This is a genomic window from Streptomyces sp. MGP-BFMKR1 (genome assembly GCF_057766585.1).
Genome location: NZ_CM173408.1, coordinates 142,309 through 163,752, shown reverse-complemented (window position 1 = coordinate 163,752; position 21,444 = coordinate 142,309). Strand labels below are relative to the sequence as shown.

Below are 21,444 nucleotides of genomic sequence, written 5' to 3'. Positions count from 1 at the left end.
GTCCGGCGGTGCCGGTGACGCCAGCGGGTCCGGCGGTGCCAGCCGTGCCGGCGGGCAGGGGGCGCGCCGGGCGTGGGGCCCGCGCGGGGGCGCTCACCGGAGCCCGCCGTCCGTGGGGACGTGCAACTCGTTGTCGAGCACGTCGAACAACTCCTCGTCGGTCGCCGATTCCAGGTCCCCGGCGTCGTCCGCCGCGTCCGCGCCGCCCACCGCGCGCAGCAGTTCCTGAAGCCGCGCGGCGATCCGCGCGCGCTGCTCGCGGTCCGCGACGGCAGCGGGCAGGGCGGCTCCCACCCGGTCGAGGTCGGCGAGGACCGCGCCGGACCGCGTCGCACTCCCCGCGGCGCCCTCCGGTACGAGCAACTCCCGCAGCAGGTGGACGACCGCCGCCGGCGTCGGGTGGTCGAAGACCAACGTGGCGGGAAGCCGTACGCCGGTCGCGGCCGAGAGCCGGTTGCGTAGCTCGACCGCGGTCAGCGAGTCGAACCCGAGCTCGCGGAAGTTCTGCGTGGCCTGCACCGCGTCGCCCGCCTCGTGCCCGAGGACCGTCCCCACGTGGGAGCGCACCAGGTCGAGCAGCGCCTGCTGCCGGTCCTCCTCGGTGAGCTCGGCCAGGGTGGCGGCCAGCGCGGGCGCCGACGCGTCGGGCACGCCGGTCGCGGCCTGCGGCGCCGCCGCGCGCACCAGGCCGCGCAGGAGGGCGGGCGGGTCCGCGTCACCAGCCCGGGCCCGGCGCCGCATCGACGCCAGGTCGAGCGGCATCGGCGCCAGCAGTGGCTGCCCGCTGCCCAGCGCGACGTCGAGCAGTGCCATGCCCTGCTCGGTCTCCAGGGCCACCATGCCGGCGCGCTCCACGCGGGCCCGGTCGGCGTCGGTCATCGTCCCCGTCATGCCGGTCGCCTGCGCCCAGTAACCCCAGGCCAGCGACGTGGCGGGCAATCCGTGCGCCTGCCGGTGCTGGGCCAGCGCGTCCAGGAACGTGTTGCCCGCCGCGTAGTTGCCCTGGCCCGCGCCACCGAGCAACCCGGCCGCCGCGGAGAACAGCACGAACGCCGACAGCTCCGCGTCGCGGGTCAGGTCGTGCAGGTGCCAGGCCGCGTCGGCCTTGGCCCGCAACACCTCGGCGACCTGCTCCGGGGTGAGCGCCTGTACCGTCGCGTCCCGCAGCAACCCCGCCGCGTGCACCACGGCCGTCAGCGGGTGCTCGGCCGGTACGGAGCGCAGCAACTCGGCCAGCGCGTCCCGGTCGCCCGCGTCACACGCGGCGACGCGCACCCGCGCCCCGAGCGCGGTCAGCTCACCGACCAACCGATCCGCCCCGGGCGCCTCCGCGCCGCGCCGGCTGACCAGCAGCAACCGCCGTACGCCGTGCGCGGTGACCAGGTGGCGGGCGGTGGCGGCGCCTAGCGTGCCGGTGCCGCCGGTGATCAGGACCGTGCCGTCGGGGTCGAGCGCGGCCGGAAGGGACAGCACGATCTTGCCGATGTGGCGGGCCTGGCTGAAGAACCGGAACGCCTCGGGCGCGCGCCGGATGTCCCAGACGGTGGTCGGCAGCGGCTGTAGCGCCCCGCTGTCGAACAGCGTCGACAGGTCGGCCAGCATCTCCCCGATACGGTCCGGGCCCGCGCCGGTGACCAGGTCGAAGGCCCGGTACGTCACGCCGGGGTGCGTGGCGCCGACCTCCTCTGGGTCGCGGACGTCGGTCCGGCCCATGTCGATGAAGCGACCGCCCGGCGTCAGCAGCCGCAGCGAGGCGTCCACGAAGTCGGCGGCCAGCGAGTTGAGCACCACGTCGACCGAACCGGCCGCCGCCCGCACACGCTCCTCGAAGTCCAGCGAGCGCGAGGACGCGATGTGCCGCTCGTCGAAGCCCCGCTCGCGCAGCGCGTGCCACTTGCCGGGGCTCGCCGTCGCGTACACCTCCGCGCCCCAGTGCCGGGCCAACTGCACGGCCGCCAACCCGACGCCACCCGTCGCCGCGTGCAACAGCAACCGCTCGCCGGCCCGCAGCCCCGCCAGGTCGGCGAGGCCGTAGTACGCGGTGAGGAACGCCGACGGCACGGTCGCCGCCTGCGCGAACGTCCACCCGTCCGGCATCCTGGTGATCATGCGCTGATCCGTGATGACCTGCGGCCCGGTGCCGTTGAAGAGGCCGAGCACCCGATCACCCACCGCGTACCCGGACACGCCGGCACCCACCTCGGTGACCACGCCGGCGCCGTCGCCGCCGAGCGGGCGCGGGTCCTCGACCATGCCGAGCGCCACCACCACGTCGTGGAAGTTCACGCCACCGGCCCGCAGCCGCACCCGTACTTCGCCCGGGCCCAACGGCCGCCCGTTCTCCGGCGACTCGACCAGGGCCAGGTTCTCCAGGCTGCCGCTGCCCACCAGGCCCAGTCGCCACGCGTCCCCCGCGCCCGCCGGCGGAGTGAGCTGCCTGGCACCGTCCTCGTGCGCGAGCCGTGGCACGTACGCCTGCCCGTCGCGCAACGCCACCTGCGGCTCGTCCAGCGCGAGCGCCGCCGCCACGGACCCGAACGAGGCGTCCCGCCCGTCGACGTCCAGCAGCACACACCGCCCGGGGTTCTCGGACTGCGCGCTCCGCGCCAGGCCCCATACGGCCGCGCCCGGCAGCGATGCGACGTCCTCGTGGCCGGAGGCGGCGACGGCCCGCCGCGTGACCACGACCAGCCGGCTGTCGGCGAACTCCGGGGCGATCAGGAACTCCTGCAACAGCGCGAGCAGGGCGCCGGTCGCCTCGTGCGTCGCCGCCACCGTGTCTCCCGGGTCGTTGCCGGCCGCCTCGTCCGATCCCGCGCCGACGAGCGAGGTGAAGCAGGCGAGCACCGTATCGGGGGCGACGCCCCCGGAGGCCACCATGGCCCGCAACCCCACCAAGCCCACGTACTGATCGACCCCGGGCAACGCGTCGGCCAGCGCGGCGGCTCCCACCTCATCGCCCAGCGCGACGATCGCCCGCTCGGCGGGCGACACCTCCCGCTCCAGCGCGACCTGCGGCCACGCGAGCTGGAACAGCGCGTTCCGCCCGGCGGAGCGGGCCCGGTCGAGCTGGTCGCCCGCGACGGGCCGCAGGATCAGGTTCGCCACCGTGGCCACCGGGGCGCCCGTCGGGTCGGCCACCGTCAACGCCAACCGATCGGCGGCCGTGGGCACGATCCGCACACGCAGCGCGCTCGCACCCGTCGCGTGCAACCGCACCCCCGCCCAGGCGAACGGCAACAACACCTGCTCCGCCTCCTCCGACCCGGGAGCCACCGCCAGCGCGCGGGCGTGCAGGGCGGCGTCGAGCAACGCGGGGTGAACGCCGTAGTCGGCCGCCCGCTCCCGCTCCTGCTCGGGCAGCACCACCTCGGCGTAGATCGCTTCGCCGAGCCGCCACGCCGCGGTGAGACCCTGGAAGGCCGGGCCGTACCGGTAGCCATGCTCGGACAACTGTGCGTAGAAGCCCTTGACCGGCAGGCTGCCGGCGCCGGGCGGCGGCCACGCGCCGCGCAACGTCTCGGCCTCGGGCGCGGCGGACACCTCCAGCGCACCGGTGGCGTGCCGCATCCAGGCCGAGTCCATGTCACCGGCCGGGCGCGAGTGGACCGTCACGGGCCGCTGCCCCGTGGCATCGGGCCCCGCGACGGCGATCTGCACGTCCACGGCCGCGCCATCCGGGATGACCAGCGGCGCGTGCAGGGTCAGCTCGGCCACGTGGTCACAGCCCACCCGCCGCGCCGCGTGCAGCGCCCACTCGGCGAAGGCGGTACCCGGCAGCAGCACCGTGTCCAACACCGTGTGATCCGCCAACCACCCCTGCGTACGCGACGAAAGCCGCCCGGTCAGCAGGTACGAGCCCCCCTCGGCCAGCTCCACGGCCGCCCCGAGCAGCGGATGCCCAGCAGCCACGAGACCCAACCCGGCCGGATCGCCATCCTGCCCACCGCTGCCCTCGACCCAGTAGCGCTGGCGTTGGAAGGCGTAGGTGGGTAGGTCCACGACGTGGGGTGGGGGGTCGTTGGGGTACCAGCGGGTCCAGTCGACGCTCACGCCGGCGGTGAACGCCTGGGCTACGGACTGCGCCAGCTGTTCCAACCCGCCATGTTCCCGGCGGAGGGTTGGCACTGCGGCAGCGTCGATCCCGGCTTCGTCGAAGGATTCCTGGAGTCCGACGGTGAGGACGGGGTGGGTACTGGCTTCGATGAAGACGCGGTGGCCGTCGGCCAGGAGTTGGCGTACGGCGTCGGCGAAGCGGACTTGTTCGCGCAGGTTGGTGACCCAGTAGGCGGTGTCCAGGGTGCTGGTGTCGATGCGTTCGGCGGTGACGGTGGAGTAGAACGCCACTTCGCCCTGGGTCGGACTGATACCGGCCAACACCTCGTGCAACTCGTCGGCGATCTCATCAACCTGTGAGCTGTGAGAGGCGTAGTCCACGTCGATCAGGCGAGCCCTGCCGCCTGATTCCTCCAACGCGGAGACCGCGTGTTGGACCTGCTCGGGCGGGCCGGAGACCACGGCGGAGCCGGGCCCGTTGACGGCCGCGATCCCCACACCCGCCGCGCTCTCACCAAGCCCGGCCAGGAACTCCTCGGCCTTGTCCTGACTCAACGCGAGCGAAGCCATCGCCCCACCACCGGCAAGGCGGCGTAGCGCCTTGCTCCGCAACGCCACCACCTTCGCACCATCCTCCAACGACAGCGCACCCGCGACGACAGCAGCCGCGATCTCACCCTGACTGTGACCCACCACAGCAGCCGGCTCAACACCCTGATCAGCCCACACGGCAGCAAGCGACACCATCACCGCCCACAACACCGGCTGCACCACATCGACCCGACCCAGGTCGGCGGCGTCCACACCGCCCCGCAGCACCTCGCTCAGCGACCAGTCCACATACGGCGCCAACGCCCGCTCACACTCCGCCACCCGCGCCGCGAACACCGGAGACGACTCCAACAACCCCGCGCCCATCCCGACCCACTGCGAACCCTGACCCGGGAAGACAAGGGTGGGGTGGGGGTTGCTGGGGAGGGGGGTGGTGGTGTGGGTGAGGGCGGGGTGGGGCTGGGAGGTGGCGAGGGCCTTCAGAGCGGTGCGGAGGGTGTCCGGGGAGGTGGCCGTGATGACGGCGCGGTGGTCGAAGGTGGTGCGCGTGGTGGCCAGGGACCAGCCCACGTAGACGGGGGAGAGGCCGGGGTGTTCGGCGAGGTGGTCGGTCAGGGCCTGGGCCTGGGCACGCAGGGCCTGGGGGGTGCGGGCCGACACCACCCAGGGCAGCAGGCCGGCGGAGTCCGGTGTGGGCGGGGCGGCCTCGGCCTCGGGCGCCTCCTCCAGCACCAGGTGGGCGTTGGTCCCGGAGATGCCGAACGCGGAGACGCCCGCCCGGCGCGGTCGGTCCGGACGCGGCCACGCGGTCGTCTCGGTGAGCAGCCGCACCTCGCCGGCGGTCCAGTCGACGTGCGGGCTCGGCTCGTCGATGTGCAGGGACTCCGGCAGTTCCCCGTGCCGCATGGCCATCACCATCTTGATGACGCTCGCGGCGCCGGCGGCGGCCTGAGTGTGTCCGATGTTGGACTTGATGGAGCCCAGCCACAGCGGTCGGCCTTCGGGCCGTCCCTGGCCGTAGGTGGCGAGCAGGGCCTGTGCCTCGATCGGGTCGCCGAGGGTGGTGCCGGTGCCGTGCCCCTCCACCACGTCCACGTCCGCCGTGGACAGCCGGGAGTTGGCGAGCGCCTGCCGGATGACGCGCTGCTGGGACGGTCCGTTGGGGGCGGTGAGCCCGTTGCTCGCGCCGTCCTGGTTGATGGCCGAGCCACGGATGACGCCGAGGATCGTACGGCCGTTGCGCTGTGCCTCCGACAGCCGCTCCAGCACCACAAGCCCCGCGCCCTCGCCCCAGCCCGTGCCGTCGGCGGCGGCGGCGAACGGCTTGCACCGCCCGTTCGGCGCGATCCCGCGCTGTCGGGAGAACTCGATGAACGCGCCGGGCGTGGCCATCACCGCGACCCCACCCGCGAGCGCGAGGTCACACTCGTTCTGCCGCAGGGCCTGGGCCGCGAGGTGCATCGCCACCAGCGACGACGAACACGCCGTGTCCACCGTGACGGCCGGCCCCTCGAGCCCCAGAGTGTACGCCACGCGGCCCGACACGACGCTGCCCAGGTTGCCGGCGCCGACGTACCCTTCCACCTCGCTGGTGATGTTCCCGATGACCGACAGGTAGTCGTGCGCGCCGACCCCGGCGAAGACGCCCGTGTTGCTACCGCTCAGCGCCGCGCGGCTGAGCCCGGCGCGCTCGAACGCCTCCCAGGCTGTCTCCAGGAGCAGTCGCTGTTGCGGGTCCATGGCCAGCGCCTCGCGCGGGCTGATGTCGAAGAACGCCGCGTCGAAGGTGGTCGCGTCGTAGCAGAAACTCCCCTGGTCCACATACGACTTGCCGTACGCGTCCGGGTCCGGGTCGAACAGCTCGTCGGTGTTCCAGCCACGGTCGGTGGGGAAGCCGGAGATGGCGTCGCCGCCGCCTCGTACGAGGTCCCACAGGTCCTCGGGCGACCGCACGCCGCCCGGGTAGCGGCAGGCCATGCCCACGATGGCGATGGGTTCCGGCTCCGCGGACTCCGCCGCGCGTAGCCGCTGGCGCGTCTCGCGCAGTTCCGCGGTCACCCACTTGAGGTGATCGAGCAGCTTTTCCTCGTTCGACATCTGGCTCAGGCTCCTTGGCACGGCACGGAGAAGGGGGTCATCGGGCTCACGACTTTCCGAACTCGTCGGAGATGAGGTCGAAAATGTCTTCCGCGGACGCGGCCTCCAGATCGCTGTGTGCCGCCGAGCGGTCCGTCTCCCGCCCGGTGTCGCTCCACTTCGCCAGCAGCAGTTGCAGCCGGCCGGTGATGCGCCGCCTGGCGGCCTCGTCCACGTCGGCCGACTCGGACGCCGCGTCCCAGCGGTCGAGCTCCGTCAGCAACCGGCCCTCGGACGCCACGTCCTCGTCGGCGAGCTGCTCGCGGAGGAAATCGGCCAGCTCCTTGGGCGTGGGGTGGTCGAAGATGAGCGCCGGGGTCAGGTCGAGCCCCGTGGAGCTGGCGAGCTGGTTCCGGAGTTCCACCGCCGTCAGCGAGTCGAACCCGAGGTCCTGGAAGGGCTGGGTGGCCGGGACGGCGTCGATGCTGGCGTGGCCGAGGATCTGCGCGGCCGTGGTCTGGATGTGGTGCAGCACGATCTGCTGCTGTTGGCCCGGCGTGCTGTCGGCGAGCTGTTGTGCCAGGGCGCTGGTCGCGGCGGGTTGGCCGCTGGCCACCTCGGCCGCCGGGGCGGGGGCGGGGGCGAGGTGGGCGAGGAGGGGGCTGGGGCGTTGGGCGGTGAAGCTGGCGGGGAACGTGTGCCAGTCGATGTCGGCGATGGTGATGGTGGTGTCGTTGTGGGTGAGTGCTTGGTGCAGGGCCTTGACGGCCAGCTCAGGAGGCAGCGGGTGCATGCCGCGGCGGCTGTAGTACGCGCTGGCGGCATCGTCCGCCGCCATGCCGGACTCCGCCCAGGGGGCCCAGGCGATGCTGGTGGCGGGCAGGCCGTGGGCGCGGCGGTGTTCGGCGAGGGCGTCGAGGTAGGTGTTGGCGGCGGCGTAGGCACCTTGGCGGCTGCCGCCCCAGGTGGCGGCGCCGGAGGAGAAGAGGACGAACGCGCTGACGTCCTTCATCTCCCGCGTCAACTCGTGCAGGTGCAGGGCCCCCAGGGACTTCGGCCGCAACACGGCGTCGAGGTGCGGCAGGTCCAACTCCTCGAACGGCGTGTTCTCCGCGATCCCCGCGGTGTGGATGATGGTGGTGAGTGGTTGGTGGGTGGGGATGGTGTTGAGGAGTTGTTGGAGTTGGTTGCGGTTGGAGATGTCGCAGGTGGTGATGGTGATGGTGGTGTTGAGGTGGTTGAGTTCTTGGGTGAGGGTTTGGGTGTGGGGTGCGTTGGGTCCGGTGCGGCTGGTGAGGATGATGTGGGGTGCGTCTTGGTGGGCGAGCCAGCGGGTGATGTGGGTGGCGAGGGCGCCGGTGCCGCCGGTGATGAGGGTGGTTCCGGTGGGTTTCCAGGGTGTGGAGATTGGATTGTTGGGGGTGGGTGTGTGGTGGAGGCGGCGGGTGAGGGGTGTGGTGCGGATGGCTGTTTGGTCGTGGGTGGGGTGTGTTTGGTTGTGGGTTTGGGCGAGGAGGGTGGCGAGGTGGTGGGTGGTGTGGTGGTTGGGGTTGGTGGGGAGGTCGATGAGTCCGGCGATGTGGTGGGGGTGTTCGAGGGCTGCGACGCGTCCGAGTCCCCAGGTGTGTGCTTGGTGGGGGTTGGGGAGTGGGTCGGTGGTGTGGGTGGTGGTGGCTCCTTGGGTGAGGGTCCATAGGGGTGCGGTGATGGTGGTGGTGTTGAGTGCTTGGATGAGGGTGGTGGTGGCGGCGAGTCCGGTGGGTACGGCGGGGTAGTCGGGGTGGGGCTCCTCGTCCAACGCCAACAAACTCACCACACCATCCAGCGACCCCGCGGAACCGGCCGCCCGCTCCAACTGCCCCGCGACCACCTGCCGTTCGGCCACCGCACAGTCGATCACCACATCGGTACGCAACGCCCCGTGGTCGTCCAGCGCTTCGCGTGCCAGCCGTACGGCCGGATGCTCCTCGAATCCCGACGGCAGCACCAGCAACCACGGACCGGCCAGGACGGGGGAAGTGGATTCCGGAATCGGCTCCCAAGTGATCCCGTACCGCCAGGAGTCGATGGTCGACTGCTCACGGTGCTCACGCCGCCAGGTGGAGAGCACGGGGAGCGCGGGCATCAGGGCCTCGACGGTGGGACTGTCCCGCTGCACGTTCAGGGTGCTGCTCAACGTGTCGACGTCAAGCTCCTCGATCGCCTGCCACAGCCGCTCCTCGACCACATCCGCACCGTGTCCGCCGCCCGCTCGTGGCGCCGGCGGTTCGACCCAGAACCGCTGCCGCTGGAAGGCGTACGTCGGCAGCGCGACCACCCGTGGCTGCGGAGCGGCCGGGAACCACTCGGCCCACTCCACCCCCACCCCGTTCGCGTGCAACTGCCCCAGCGCACGTCCGAAGCCCTGCACGTCCGACTGCTTGCGGGACAGCGTCGCGATGGTCAGCGGCTGGGCCTCCAGCGCCGGCTCCGCCTCGGTGGCGAGGTGGTGGACGGTGTGTTGGGTGGCGGTGGTGAGGGTGGGGTCGGGTCCGAGTTCGAGGTAGGTGTGGGTGGTGGGGGCGGTGTGGGTGATGGCTTGGTGGAAGTGGACGGGCTGACGGATGTGCTGGGCCCAGTAGGTGGGGGTGGTGATGAAGTCCGGGTCGGCTGGCTGTCCGGTGAGGTTGCTGATGAGGGGGATGGTGGGTGGGTGGAAGGTGAGGGTGGTGAGGGCTTGGGTGAAGGGGTCGAGGATGGGGTCCATCTGGGGTGAGTGGAAGGCGTGGCTGACGGTCAGGGACCGTGTTTTGCGTCCTTGTTCGGCCCAGTGGGTGCGGATGGCCTCGACGGCTTCGGTGGGCCCGGAGATGACCGTGTTGCCGGGGGTGTTCAATGCCGCGATGCTGACTTGGCCGTCGTGGGCGGTGAGGTGGGGTTGGAGTTCTTCGGGGGTGGTGTTGAGGGTGGCCATGGCGCCGCCGGGTGGGAGGCTGCCCATGAGGGTGGCGCGTTGGGCGACCAGGTGGCAGGCGTCGGGGAGGTCGAGGATGCCGGCGATGTGGGCTGCGGCGACTTCGCCGATGGAGTGTCCGATCACCGCGTCCGGTCGTACGCCCAGCGTCTCCAGCAGTCGTGCCATGGCGACCTGGAGCGCGAACAGCCCGGCCTGCGCGTAGGTGGTGTGGTTCAGCAGATCGTCGGGTCCGCCGGTGAAGACCACGTCGCGCAGAGGGTGGTCCAGATAGGGGTCGAGGAGGTCGCAGACCTGGTCGAAGGTCTCGGCGTAGGCGGGGAAGCGGTCGTACAGCTCGCGTCCCATCCCCGGGCGCTGACTGCCCTGACCACTGAAGAGGAACACCGTGTTACCCGTACCAGTGGTCGCGGTGGCTGGCGCGGGGCTGACCAGTGCGCGGTGAGTCTCGCCGCGGGCCAGCGCGGTGAGCCCGGCGAGCAGCTCTTCGCGGTCCTCGCCCACCACCACGGCCCGGTGCTCGAACGACGTGCGTGCGGTGAGGAGCGTCCAGCCCACGTCGACGGGGGACAGGCCCGGGTCGGCCGTCAGGCGCTCGACCAGGGCCTCGGCCTGTCCGCGCAGCGCGGCGTCACCGCGGGCCGACACCAGCCACGGCACGGCACCACCCACCTGGTGTCGGGCCGGCTCGGGTGGCTGCGGCGGCTGCTCCAGGATCAGGTGCGCGTTGGTGCCGCTGATGCCGAACGAGGAGACACCGGCCCGGCGCGGGCGGTCCGCCTGGGGCCAGGCGGTTGGCTCGGCGAGCAGGCGTACGTCCCCGAGACCCCAGTCCACCTTCGTGGACGGCGCGTCGATGTGGAGCGAGGCGGGCAGTACGCCGTGGCGCATGGCCTGCACCATCTTGATGACGCTGGCGACGCCGGCGGCGGCCTGGGTGTGTCCGATGTTGGACTTGATGGAACCCAGCAACAGCGGCCGGTCGTCGGGCCGGTCCTGGCCGTACGTCGCGAGGAGGGCCTGTGCCTCGATCGGATCGCCCAGCGTGGTGCCGGTGCCGTGTGCCTCCACCGCGTCCACGTCGGACGCCGCAAGCCGGGCGTTGGCCAGCGCCTGCCGGATCACCCGCTGCTGCGACGGGCCGTTTGGTGCGGAGAGCCCGTTGCTCGTACCGTCCTGGTTGACGGCGGAGCCGCGTACCACCGCGAGGACCTCGTGCCCGTTGCGTCGCGCGTCCGACAGCCGCTCCAGCAGCACCAGGCCCGCGCCCTCACCCCACACCATGCCGTCGGCGGCGTCCGCGAACGGCTTGCACCGGGCGTTGGCCGCCAGCCCGCGCTGCCGCGAGAACTCGATGAAGGCACCGGGCGTGGCCATGACGGTGACGCCACCGGCGAGGGCCAGACTGCACTCACCCTGGCGCAGGGCCTGGGCCGCGAGATGCATGGCCACCAGCGACGACGAGCATGCCGTGTCCACCGTCATCGCCGGGCCCTCAAGCCCGAAGGAGTACGCGACGCGCCCCGAGACGACGCTGCCGATGTTGCCCGTGGCCACGTACCCCTCGACGTCGCTGGCCGTGTCGCCGGTCAGCGACAGGTAGTCCTGTGACGTCACACCGGCGAACACGCCCGTGTCGCTGCCGTTGAGCGCGTCGCGGTCGAGGCCGGCGCTCTCGAAGGTCTCCCAGGCTGTTTCGAGGAGCAGTCGTTGTTGTGGGTCCATGGCCAGCGCCTCGCGCGGGCTGATCCCGAAGAAGGCGGCGTCGAACTCGGGCGCGTCGTGCAGGAAGCCGCCCTCGCGCACGTAGCTGGTGCCCTGGTGGTCGGGGTCCGGGTGGAAGAGGGCCCCCAGGTCCCAGTTGCGGTTGGTCGGCATCTCGCTGATGGCGTCCCGCTGTGCCATCACGAGATCCCACAGCCCCTGCGGGGTGTCGATGTCGCCGGGGTAACGGCAGGCCATGCCCACGATCGCGATCGGCTCGTCCTGTGCCACCGCCGTGACCGCCGGCTCGTCCGCCGCCTCCTGCCGCCCGGTGAGTTCGGCCCGCAGGTACCGGGCAAGGGCAGTCGGCGTCGGGTGGTCGAAGACGAGCGAGGGAGGCAGGTTGAGGCCGGTGGAGCTGGCGAGCTGGTTCCTCAGCTCGACCGCCGTCAGCGAGTCGAACCCCATCTCCTGGAACGGCTGGGCCGCCGGGATGGCCTCCGCGTGCGGGTGTCCCAGAATGGCCGCGGCCAGCGCCTGCACGTGCTGGACGAGCACCTGCTGTTGCTCGCTCGGTGGCGTGTCGGCGAGCTGCCGTGCCAGGGCGCTGCCGGCGGAAGCGGGCTGGTCACCGGGCGTGTCGGCCGTGCCAGCGGGGGTGAGGTCGGCCAGCAGGGGGCTGGGGCGTTGGGCGGTGAAGCTGGCGGGGAACGTGTGCCAGTCGATGTCGGCGATGGTGATGGTGGTGTCGTTGTGGGTGAGTGCCTGGTGCAGGGCCTTGACGGCCAGCTCCGGGGGGAGCGGGTGCATGCCGCGGCGGCTGTAGAAGTCGACCGCCGCGTCGTCCGCCGCCATGCCGGCCTCACCCCACGGACCCCAGGCGATGCTGGTGGCGGGGAGGCCGTGGGCGCGGCGGTGTTCGGCGAGGGCGTCGAGGTAGGTGTTGGCGGCGGCGTAGGCCCCCTGGTGGCTGCCGCCCCAGGTCGCGGCGCCGGAGGAGAAGAGGACGAAGGCGCTGAGGCTGCTCATCTCTCGCGTCAGCTCGTGCAAATGCAGTGCGCCGAGCGCCTTGGGTCGCAACACGTGCTGCAACCGATCCAGTCCCAGGTCAGCGATGTACTCGGTGTCCGTCGCCCCCGCGGTGTGGATGATGGTGGTGAGTGGTTGGTGGGTGGGGATGGTGTTGAGGAGTTGTTGGAGTTGGTTGCGGTTGGAGATGTCGCAGGTGGTGATGGTGATGGTGGTGTTGAGGTGGTTGAGTTCTTGGGTGAGGGTTTGGGTGTGGGGTGCGTTGGGTCCGGTGCGGCTGGTGAGGATGATGTGGGGTGCGTCTTGGTGGGCGAGCCAGCGGGTGATGTGGGTGGCGAGGGCGCCGGTGCCGCCGGTGATGAGGGTGGTTCCGGTGGGTTTCCAGGGTGAGGGGGGTGTGTTGTTGGGGGTTGTTGTGGGGGTGGGTGTGTGGTGGAGGCGGCGGGTGAGGGGTGTGGTGCGGATGGCTGTTTGATCGTGGGTGGTGGTGTGGTTAGGGGTTTGGGTGAGGAGGGTGGCGAGGTGGTGGGTGGTGTGGTGGTTGGGGTTGGTGGGGAGGTCGATGAGTCCGGCGAATTGGTGGGGGTGTTCGAGGGCTGCGACGCGTCCGAGTCCCCAGGTGTGTGCTTGGTGGGGGTTGGGGAGTGGGTCGGTGGTGTGGGTGGTGGTGGCTCCTTGGGTGAGGGTCCATAGGGGTGCGGTGATGGTGGTGGTGTTGAGTGCTTGGATGAGGGTGGTGGTGGCGGCGAGTCCGGTGGGTACGGCGGGGTAGTCGGGGTGGGGTTCCTCGTCCAACGCCAACAAACTCACCACGCCGGAGAACGTCACCCCAACGGCCAACTCATCGAGCCCGTCGGTCACTTCGTCGCGCTCGCTCGTGCCCGTCACGAGGTAGCGCACCACACTGGCGCCGTACCCGGACAGGGCCTGGGTGGCGATGTGCGTGACGGGGTGATCCTCGAAGCCAACAGGCACCACGAGCAGCCACGAGCCGTCCAACGCGGCTGGGGGCAGATCCGTGATCGGCGTCCACACGGCCCGGTACCGCCAGGAGTCGATGACCGACCGCTCGCGGTGCTGCCGTCGCCAGGCCGACAGCGTCGGCAGCACGGCATCGAGCATCGGTTGCTGCTCTTCGGGCGAGCCCAGCGTCCTGGCCAGCGCCGCCAGGTCCCCGCGCTCCACCGCGTCCCACAGCTCGACCTCGGCCGCACTCTGCCCAGCCCCACCCACGGCTTCGACCGGGTCGGCCGCGGCCAGCCAGAACCGCTGGTGCTGGAAGGCGTACGTCGGCAGCTCCACCACCCGAGGCGCCGGGCTCACCGGGAACCAACCCGTCCAGTCCACCCGTACGCCATGGGTGTGCAGTGCCCCCAGCGCCTGGGCGAACGCCTGCGCCTCGGGCTTCTTACGGGACAGCGTCGCGGCCACTACCACCGCGGGCCGCTCGGTGTCCTCGTCATCGACGATGAGGCTCTGGAGGTGGTGGAGGGTGTGTTGGGTGGCGGTGGTGAGGGTGGGGTCGGGTCCGAGTTCGAGGTAGGTGTGGGTGGTGGGGGCGGTGTGGGTGATGGCCTGGTGGAAGTGGACGGGCTGACGGATGTGTTGGGCCCAGTAGGTGGGGGTGGTGATGAAGTCCGGATCGGCGGGTTGGCCCGTGAGGTTGCTGATCAGCGGGATGACGGGCGCGTGGAACGTCAGGGTGCTGATGGACTGGGTGAAGGCGTCGAGGATGGGGTCCATCTGGGGGGAGTGGAAGGCGTGGCTGACGGCCAGCGACCGCGCCTTACGCCCTTGCTCAACCCAGTGGGTGCGGATGGCTTCGACGGCTTCGGTGGGCCCGGAGATGACCGTGTTGCCGGGGGTGTTCAGGGCGGCGATGCTGACTTGGCCCTCGTAGGTGGTGAGGTGGGGTTGGAGTTCTTCGGGCGTGGCGTTGAGGGTGGCCATGGCGCCGCCGGGTGGGAGGCTGCCCATGAGGGTGGCGCGTTGGGCGACCAGGTGACAGGCGTCGGGCAGGTCGAGGATGCCGGCGATGTGGGCTGCGGCGACCTCGCCGATGGAGTGCCCGATCACCGCGTCCGGTCGTACGCCCAGCGTCTCCAGCAGTCGTGCCATGGCGACCTGGAGCGCGAACAGGCCCGCCTGCGCGTAGGTGGTGTGATCCAGAAGAGCATCGGGCTCGCCGGTGAAGACCACGTCGCGCAGGGGGTGGTCCAGGTAGGGGTCGAGGAGATCGCAGACCTGGTCGAAGGTCTGGGCGTAGGCGGGGAAGCGGTCGTACAGTTCGCGGCCCATGCCCGGGCGCTGACTGCCCTGACCACTGAAGAGGAACACCGTGTCACCCGTGCCGGCGGTGGCTTCCGTGTCCGGGTGGGTGAGGTGGGGGTGCGTGTCGCCGTTGGCCAGTGCGGTGAGGGCGGGCAGCAGTTGTTCGTGGTTCTCGCCGACGGCAACGGCCCGGTGTTCGAAGTGGGCTCGGGTGGTGGCCAGTGACCAGCCGACGTCCAGGGGTGACAGGTCGGGGTCGGCCGTGACGCGTTCGGCCAGGGCCTTGGCCTGCCCGCGCAACGCCGTCGCGCTACGGGCCGAGACGAGCCAGGGCACGGGCCCGCCCACCGCGGACCCGGTGGTCGACTCGGCCGTGACGGGCGCGGGTGACGTGACCGCGGCCGGTTCCGGCGCGGCCGGCGGCTGCTCCAGGATCAGGTGCGCGTTGGTGCCGCTGATGCCGAACGAGGAGACGCCGGCCCGGCGTGGACGGTCGGCCTGCGGCCACGCGGCCCGCTCGGTCAGCAGTCGCACCTCGCCCGCGTCCCAGTCGACGTGCGGCGTCGGCGCGTCGATGTGCAGCGAGGCGGGCAGCACCCCGTGCCGCATGGCCTCGACCATCTTGATGACACCCGCCACACCGGATGCGGCCTGGGTGTGTCCGATGTTGGACTTGATGGAACCCAGCCACAGCGGCTGGCCCTCGGGCCGGTCCTGGCCGTACGTCGCGAGGAGGGCCTGTGCCTCGATCGGGTCGCCGAGGGTCGTACCGGTGCCGTGTGCCTCCACCACGTCCACCTCGGCGGGGGAGAGCCGGGCGTTGGCCAGCGCCTGGCCGATGACGCGCTGCTGCGACGGGCCGTTCGGTGCCGTCAGCCCGTTGCTCGTACCGTCCTGGTTGATCGCCGAGCCGCGCAGCACCGCGAGGACCCGGCGACCGTTGCGTCGCGCGTCCGACAGCCGCTCCAGCAGCACCAGGCCCGCGCCCTCGCCCCAGCCGGTGCCGTCGGCAGCGGCGGCGAACGGCTTGCAGCGCCCGTCGGCGGCCAGGCCGCGCTGCCGGGAGAACTCCACGAACGTCGTGGGCGTGGCCATGACAGTGACGCCACCGGCGAGGGCCAGGCCGCACTCACCCTGGCGCAGGGCCTGGGCCGCGAGGTGCATGGCCACCAGCGACGACGAGCATGCCGTGTCCACCGTCATCGCCGGGCCCTCAAGCCCGAAGGAGTACGCGAGCCGGCCGGACAGCACGCTCGGCGTGCCGCCCGCCAACAGGTACCCCTCGACCTCCTGCGCGGAGGCGGTGCCGGTGGCCCCGTAACCCTGGAACGTACCCCCGGCGAACACGCCCGTGTCGCTGCCGTTGAGCGCGTCGCGGTCGAGGCCGGCGCTCTCGAAGGTCTCCCAGGCTGTTTCGAGGAGAAGTCGTTGTTGTGGGTCCATGGCCAGCGCCTCGCGCGGGCTGATCCCGAAGAAGGCCGCGTCGAACTCGGCCGCCTCGTAGAGGAACCCGCCCTCGTTGGCGTAGCTGGTGCCCAGGTGCTCCGGGTCGGGGTGGAACAGGGTGTCGAGGTCCCAGTTCCGGTCGGTCGGCATGCCCGCGATGGCGTCCCGGCCCTCGACGACCAGCTCCCACAGGTCCCTCGGGGAGCGGACACCACCGGGATACCGGCAGGCCATGCCGACGATGGCGATCAGCTCGTCGCTGCCGACCACACTCGCCGGCCGCGCGGCGGCCGTCGCGCGCTGCCCGGTGAGCTGGCCGCGCAGGTACGTCGCGACGGCGTGTGGGGTCGGGTGGTCGAAGACCAGCGTCGGCGCGATGGTGATGCCGGTGCTCGTGGCGAGCTGGTTGCGCAGCTCGACGGCGGTGATCGAGTCGAACCCGAGCTCCTGGAAGGGCACCGTGGGGGAGACCGCGTCCGGGCTCGGATGCCCGAGGATCGTCGCGGCATGGCGTTGCACGTGCTCCAGCAGGACCCGGTGCTGGTCGGCCGGCGTCCCCTCCGCGAGTTGCTGCCGCAGCGGGCTGGCGGCCATGGCGTCCACGGCTTCGGCCACCACCGGCGCCGCGGGGGCCACGTCACTCAGCAGGGGGCTCGGCCGCTGGGCCGTGAACCCGGTGGTGAACTTCTCCCAGTCGACGTCGGCCACCGTGATGGTCGTGTCGCCACGCCCCAGTGCGGCCTGGAGCGACGCGATGCCGAGACGCGGATCGAGCGGGGAGAGGCCACGCCGCTTGAGGTAGGCGATCCCGGCCTCGTCGGCGGCCATCCCGGTGCCACCCCACGGACCCCAGGCGATGCTGGTGGCGGGCAGGCCGTGGGCGCGGCGGTGTTCGGCCAGGGCGTCGAGATAGGCGTTGGCGGCGGCGTACCCGGCCTGCCGCCCGCTGCCCCAGGTGGCCGCGTTGGACGAGAACAGCACGAACGCGCTCAAATCCAGGTCACGGGTCAGCTCGTGCAGGTGTGCCGCGGCCACGGCCTTGGCGCCGAGGGTCCGGTCCAACGCCGCCAGGTCCAGCTCCGCGAGCGTGTCCACCTCCAGGACGCCGGCCGTGTGCACGACGGCGGACAGCGGCTGGTCCGCGGGGATGTCGGCGAGCAGGCGCTGAAGCTGGTCACGGTCCGCGACGTCACAGGAGACGATGTCGACCGCCGCGCCCAGAGCCGTGAGCTGCGTGGCGAGTTCACCGGCCCCGGCGGCGTCCGGTCCGCTGCGGCTGGCCAGCAGCAGCCGCGGCGCGCCGTTCTCGGCGAGCCAGCGGGCGACCCGGGCCCCCAGGCCCCCCGTGCCGCCGGTGATCAGGGTGGTGCCGGTGGGCTGCCAGGGGGTGTCGTCGGCGGCTCCGGGCGCCTGGCGAAGCCGGCGTGCGAACACCGCGCCACGGATGGCCACCTGGTCCTCGGCCTGACCCGGCGCGAGGAGGGTGGCGAGACGGCGTGCGGTGTGGTGATCGATGGTCGTCGGGAGGTCGATGAGCCCGCCCCAGCGATCGGCGTGCTCCAGGGCCGCGACCCGCCCGAGCCCCCACACCTGCGCCTGCCTCGGGTGGGGGAGCGGGTCAGCGGCGCCGGTGGCCACCGCGCCCTGCGTCAGGCACCACAGCGGAGCCGACACCGCCGCGTCCCCGAGCGCCCGCACCAACGCGATGGTCGCCGCCAGCCCGGCCGGCACGCCAGGGTGGGCCGGGTGCGCTGTCTCGTCCAGGGCCAACAGGCTGAGTACGCCGGCTGGTCGGCCGCCCGCTACCCGCTCCCCGATCTCGCCGGCCAACCCCGAGCGATCCGCGTCGCCCGCCGCCACCACCAGGTGGTCAACGGCGCTGACACCGTGCCCCGTCAGGGCCTGCGCGGCGGTCTGTACGGCAGGATGGTCCGCGAACCCGGCGGGCACCACCAGCAGCCAGGCGCCAGACAGCGCGGCCGGAGCCGCGTCGGCGAGCCGCTTCCAACTGACCTCGTAACGCCAGGAATCCACCACGGACCGCTCACGGTGCTGCCGCCGCCAGGCGGACAACACCGGCAGCGCGGGCAGCAGCGCGTCAAAGCCCGGACTGCCCTGGTCCAGCTTGAGCGTGCTGGAGAGCGCCTCGACGTCCAACTCCTCGATCGCGTGCCACAACTGGCTCTCCGCGGCATCCACCCCGGTACCGCCCGCACGTCGCGGCACCGGGGACTCCAGCCAGAACCGCTGGTGCTGGAAGGCGTACGTCGGCAGCCCGACCACCCGTGGTGCCGGGTCAGCCGGGAACCAGCCGGGCCAGTTCAACGGCGCGCCCGCCGCGTGGAGTTGGGCCAGCGCACGCGTGAACGCGTGCACGTCACCCTGCTTGCGCTGGAGAGCCGCCACCACCAGCGGCTCGGTCCGCTCCTGCTCCGCCTCACCCTCAGAGTGCCCCTCCCCAACCAGGACCTCCGCTACGTCCCCGGTGGCCTGGCTGTCGGGGCTGTGGGTGGGGTGGGTGGTGGGGTGGCTCTGGAGGTGGTGGAGGGTGTGTTGGGTGGCGGTGGTGAGGGTGGGGTCGGGTCCGAGTTCGAGGTAGGTGTGGGTGGTGGGGGCGGTGTGGGTGATGGCTTGGTGGAAGTGGACGGGTTGGCGGATGTGCTGGGCCCAGTAGGTGGGGGTGGTGATGTGGTCCGGGTCGGCGGGTTGTCCGGTGAGGTTGCTGATCAGGGGGATGGTGGGTGGGTGGAAGGTGAGGGTGGTGAGGGCTTGGGTGAAGGGGTCGAGGATGGGGTCCATCTGGGGTGAGTGGAAGGCGTGGCTGACGGCCAGCGACCGCGCTTTACGCCCTTGCTCAACCCAGTGGGTGCGGATGGCTTCGACGGCTTCGGTGGGCCCGGAGATGACGGTGTTGCCGGGGGTGTTCAGGGCCGCGATGCTGACTTGGCCCTCGTGGGTGGTGAGGTGGGGTTGGAGTTCTTCGGGGGTGGCGTTGAGGGTGGCCATGGCGCCGCCGGGTGGGAGGCTGCCCATGAGGGTGGCGCGTTGGGCGACCAGGTGGCAGGCGTCGGGGAGGTCGAGGATGCCGGCGATGTGGGCTGCGGCGACTTCGCCGATGGAGTGTCCGATCACCGCGTCCGGTCGTACGCCCAGCGATTCCAGCAGTCGTGCCATGGCGACCTGGAGGGCGAACAGCCCTGCCTGTGCGTAGGTGGTGTGGTTCAGGAGGTCGTCGGGTCCGCCGGTGAAGACCACGTCGCGCAGGGGATGGTCCAGGTAGGGGTCGAGGAGATCGCAGACCTGGTCGAAGGTCTGGGCGTAGGCGGGGAAGCGGTCGTACAGCTCGCGGCCCATGCCCGGGCGCTGGCTGCCCTGGCCGCTGAAGAGGAACACCGTGTCGCCGGTGGTGGGCCGGGGGGTGGGCGTGATGAGCGCGGGGTGGGTGTCGCCCTCGGCGAGCGCGCGCAGGCTGGCCAGGAGCGCATCGCGGTCGTCACCCACGACAACGGCCCGGTGCTCGAAGTGGGCTCGGGTGGTGGCCAGTGACCAGCCGACGTCCAGGGGTGACAGGTCGGGGTCGGCCGTGACGCGTTCGGCCAGGGCCCTGGCCTGCCCGCGCAACGCCGCCGCGCTACGGGCCGAGACGAGCCAGGGCACGAGTCCACCCACCGCGGACCGGGCGGGCGACTCCTCCGTCACCGCCGCGGGTTCCGCGTCGGCCGTCCGGTCTCCGGCCGGCTCGCCGTCCGCCGCGTCGGGATCGTCGGGTGAGAACTCCGCCGCCAGCGGGGCCTGCTCCAGGACCACGTGGGCGTTGGTGCCGCTGATGCCGAACGAGGACACGCCCGCCCGGCGCGGGTGGTCCGCCTCGGGCCAGGCGACCGCCTCGGTCAGGAGTTGAATGGCCCCCGACGACCAGTCGACGTGCTGCGTCGGCTCGTCGATGTGGAGCGAGGCCGGCAGCGTCTGGTGCCGCATCGCCAGCACCATCTTGATGACACCAGCCGCACCCGCCGCCATCTGCGAGTGCCCGATGTTCGACTTGATGGAGCCCAGCCACAGCGGCCGGTCGGCGGGCCGGTCCTGGCCGTACGTGGCGAGCAGGGCCTGCGCCTCGATCGGGTCGCCGAGCGCGGTGCCGGTGCCGTGCGCCTCCACCGCGTCCACGTCGGCCGCCGTGAGTCGGGCGTTGGCCAGCGCCTGTCGGATCACGCGCTGCTGCGCGGGCCCGTTCGGTGCGGTCAGGCCGTTGCTCGCGCCGTCCTGGTTGACCGCCGTGCCCCGGATGACCGCGAGCACCTGGTGTCCGTTGCGCCGCGCGTCCGACAGCCGCTGCAGCAGCAGCACGCCGACGCCCTCGGCCATCGAGATGCCGTCGGCGCTCTGGGAGAACGGCTTGGACCGGCCGTCGGGAGCCAGCCCGCGCAGCTCGCTGAAGCCGATGAACGGCGCCGTGGACGACATGACGGCAGCCCCGCCCGCCAGCGCCATGTCGCACTCACCCTGCCGGATCGCCTGGCAGGCCAGGTGCATGGCCACCAGCGACGAGGAGCACGCCGTGTCCACCGTGACGGCGGCGCCCTCGAGTCCCAGCGTGTAGGCGACGCGACCGGAGACCACGCTCGCCGAGTTGCCGATGGTGAAGTACCCGGCCGAACCCTCGGGGACCTGCGACTCGTCCGAGACGTAGTCCAGGTGGTCGCAGCCGATGAACGTGCCGGTCTGGCTGCCGCGCAGCGACTCGGGGTTGATCCCGGCGTGCTCGATGGCCTCCCACGACGCCTCAAGCGCCAACCGCTGCTGCGGCGCCATGCCCAGGGCCTCGCGGGGGCTGATGCCGAAGAACGCAGCGTCGAACCCGGCCGGGTCGTCCAGGAACCCGCCCTCGCGCGCGTAGCTGGTGCCCGGGTGCTCCGGGTCGGGGTCGTAGAAGTGGTCGAGGTCCCAGTTACGGTCCGTCGGCATCTCCGAGACGGCGTCCCGACCCTCGGCCACCAGCTCCCACAGCTCCTCGGGGGAGCGCACGCCGCCCGGGAAGCGGCAGGCCATGCCCACGATCGCCACTGGCTCGTGGCTGGCGGACTCCACGTCCTTGAGGCGGCGCTGGGTCTGTCGCAGATCCGCCGTCACGCGCTTGAGGTAGTCGAGAAGTTTCTCTTCATTGTTCGCCATTGGCGGCGTACCCACTTCCCTCGGCGATCACCGGCGGCCTGCTTTCGCTGAACACGACGGGCGCCAGGTGCGAACGGCTGTGGGTGAGGAGAAGGGCGGCTTCGCCCAATCCAGAAGATCGTGCTGGGCGTCGTTCGCTGGCCCCGCCTGGTTGCCAGCGTCGTGGACGACCCTAAAGTCGACCT

At 71.9% G+C, this 21,444-nt stretch carries 2 protein-coding genes; both read right to left on the bottom strand.

The window, feature by feature from the left end:
• Window positions 1–93: 93 nt before the first annotated feature.
• Window positions 94–6,666 carry a type I polyketide synthase gene (locus AC3CHW_RS00625; protein WP_488471266.1) on the bottom strand — a complete coding sequence of 2,191 codons (6,573 nt, stop codon included), beginning with the start codon at window positions 6,664–6,666 and terminating at the stop codon, window positions 94–96.
• Between the two features lie 85 nt (window positions 6,667–6,751).
• The gene (locus tag AC3CHW_RS00620) at window positions 6,752–21,259 is read right to left on the bottom strand and encodes a type I polyketide synthase (protein WP_488469160.1); all 14,508 of its coding nucleotides are present in this window, start codon (window positions 21,257–21,259) and stop codon (window positions 6,752–6,754) included.
• Window positions 21,260–21,444: the final 185 nt, after the last annotated feature.

Bases quoted from the DNA above. Each gene is read 5' to 3' on its own strand.
- AC3CHW_RS00620 (WP_488469160.1), bottom strand. From the start codon at position 21,259: ATGGCGAACAATGAAGAGAAACTTCTCGACTACCTCAAGCGCGTGACG.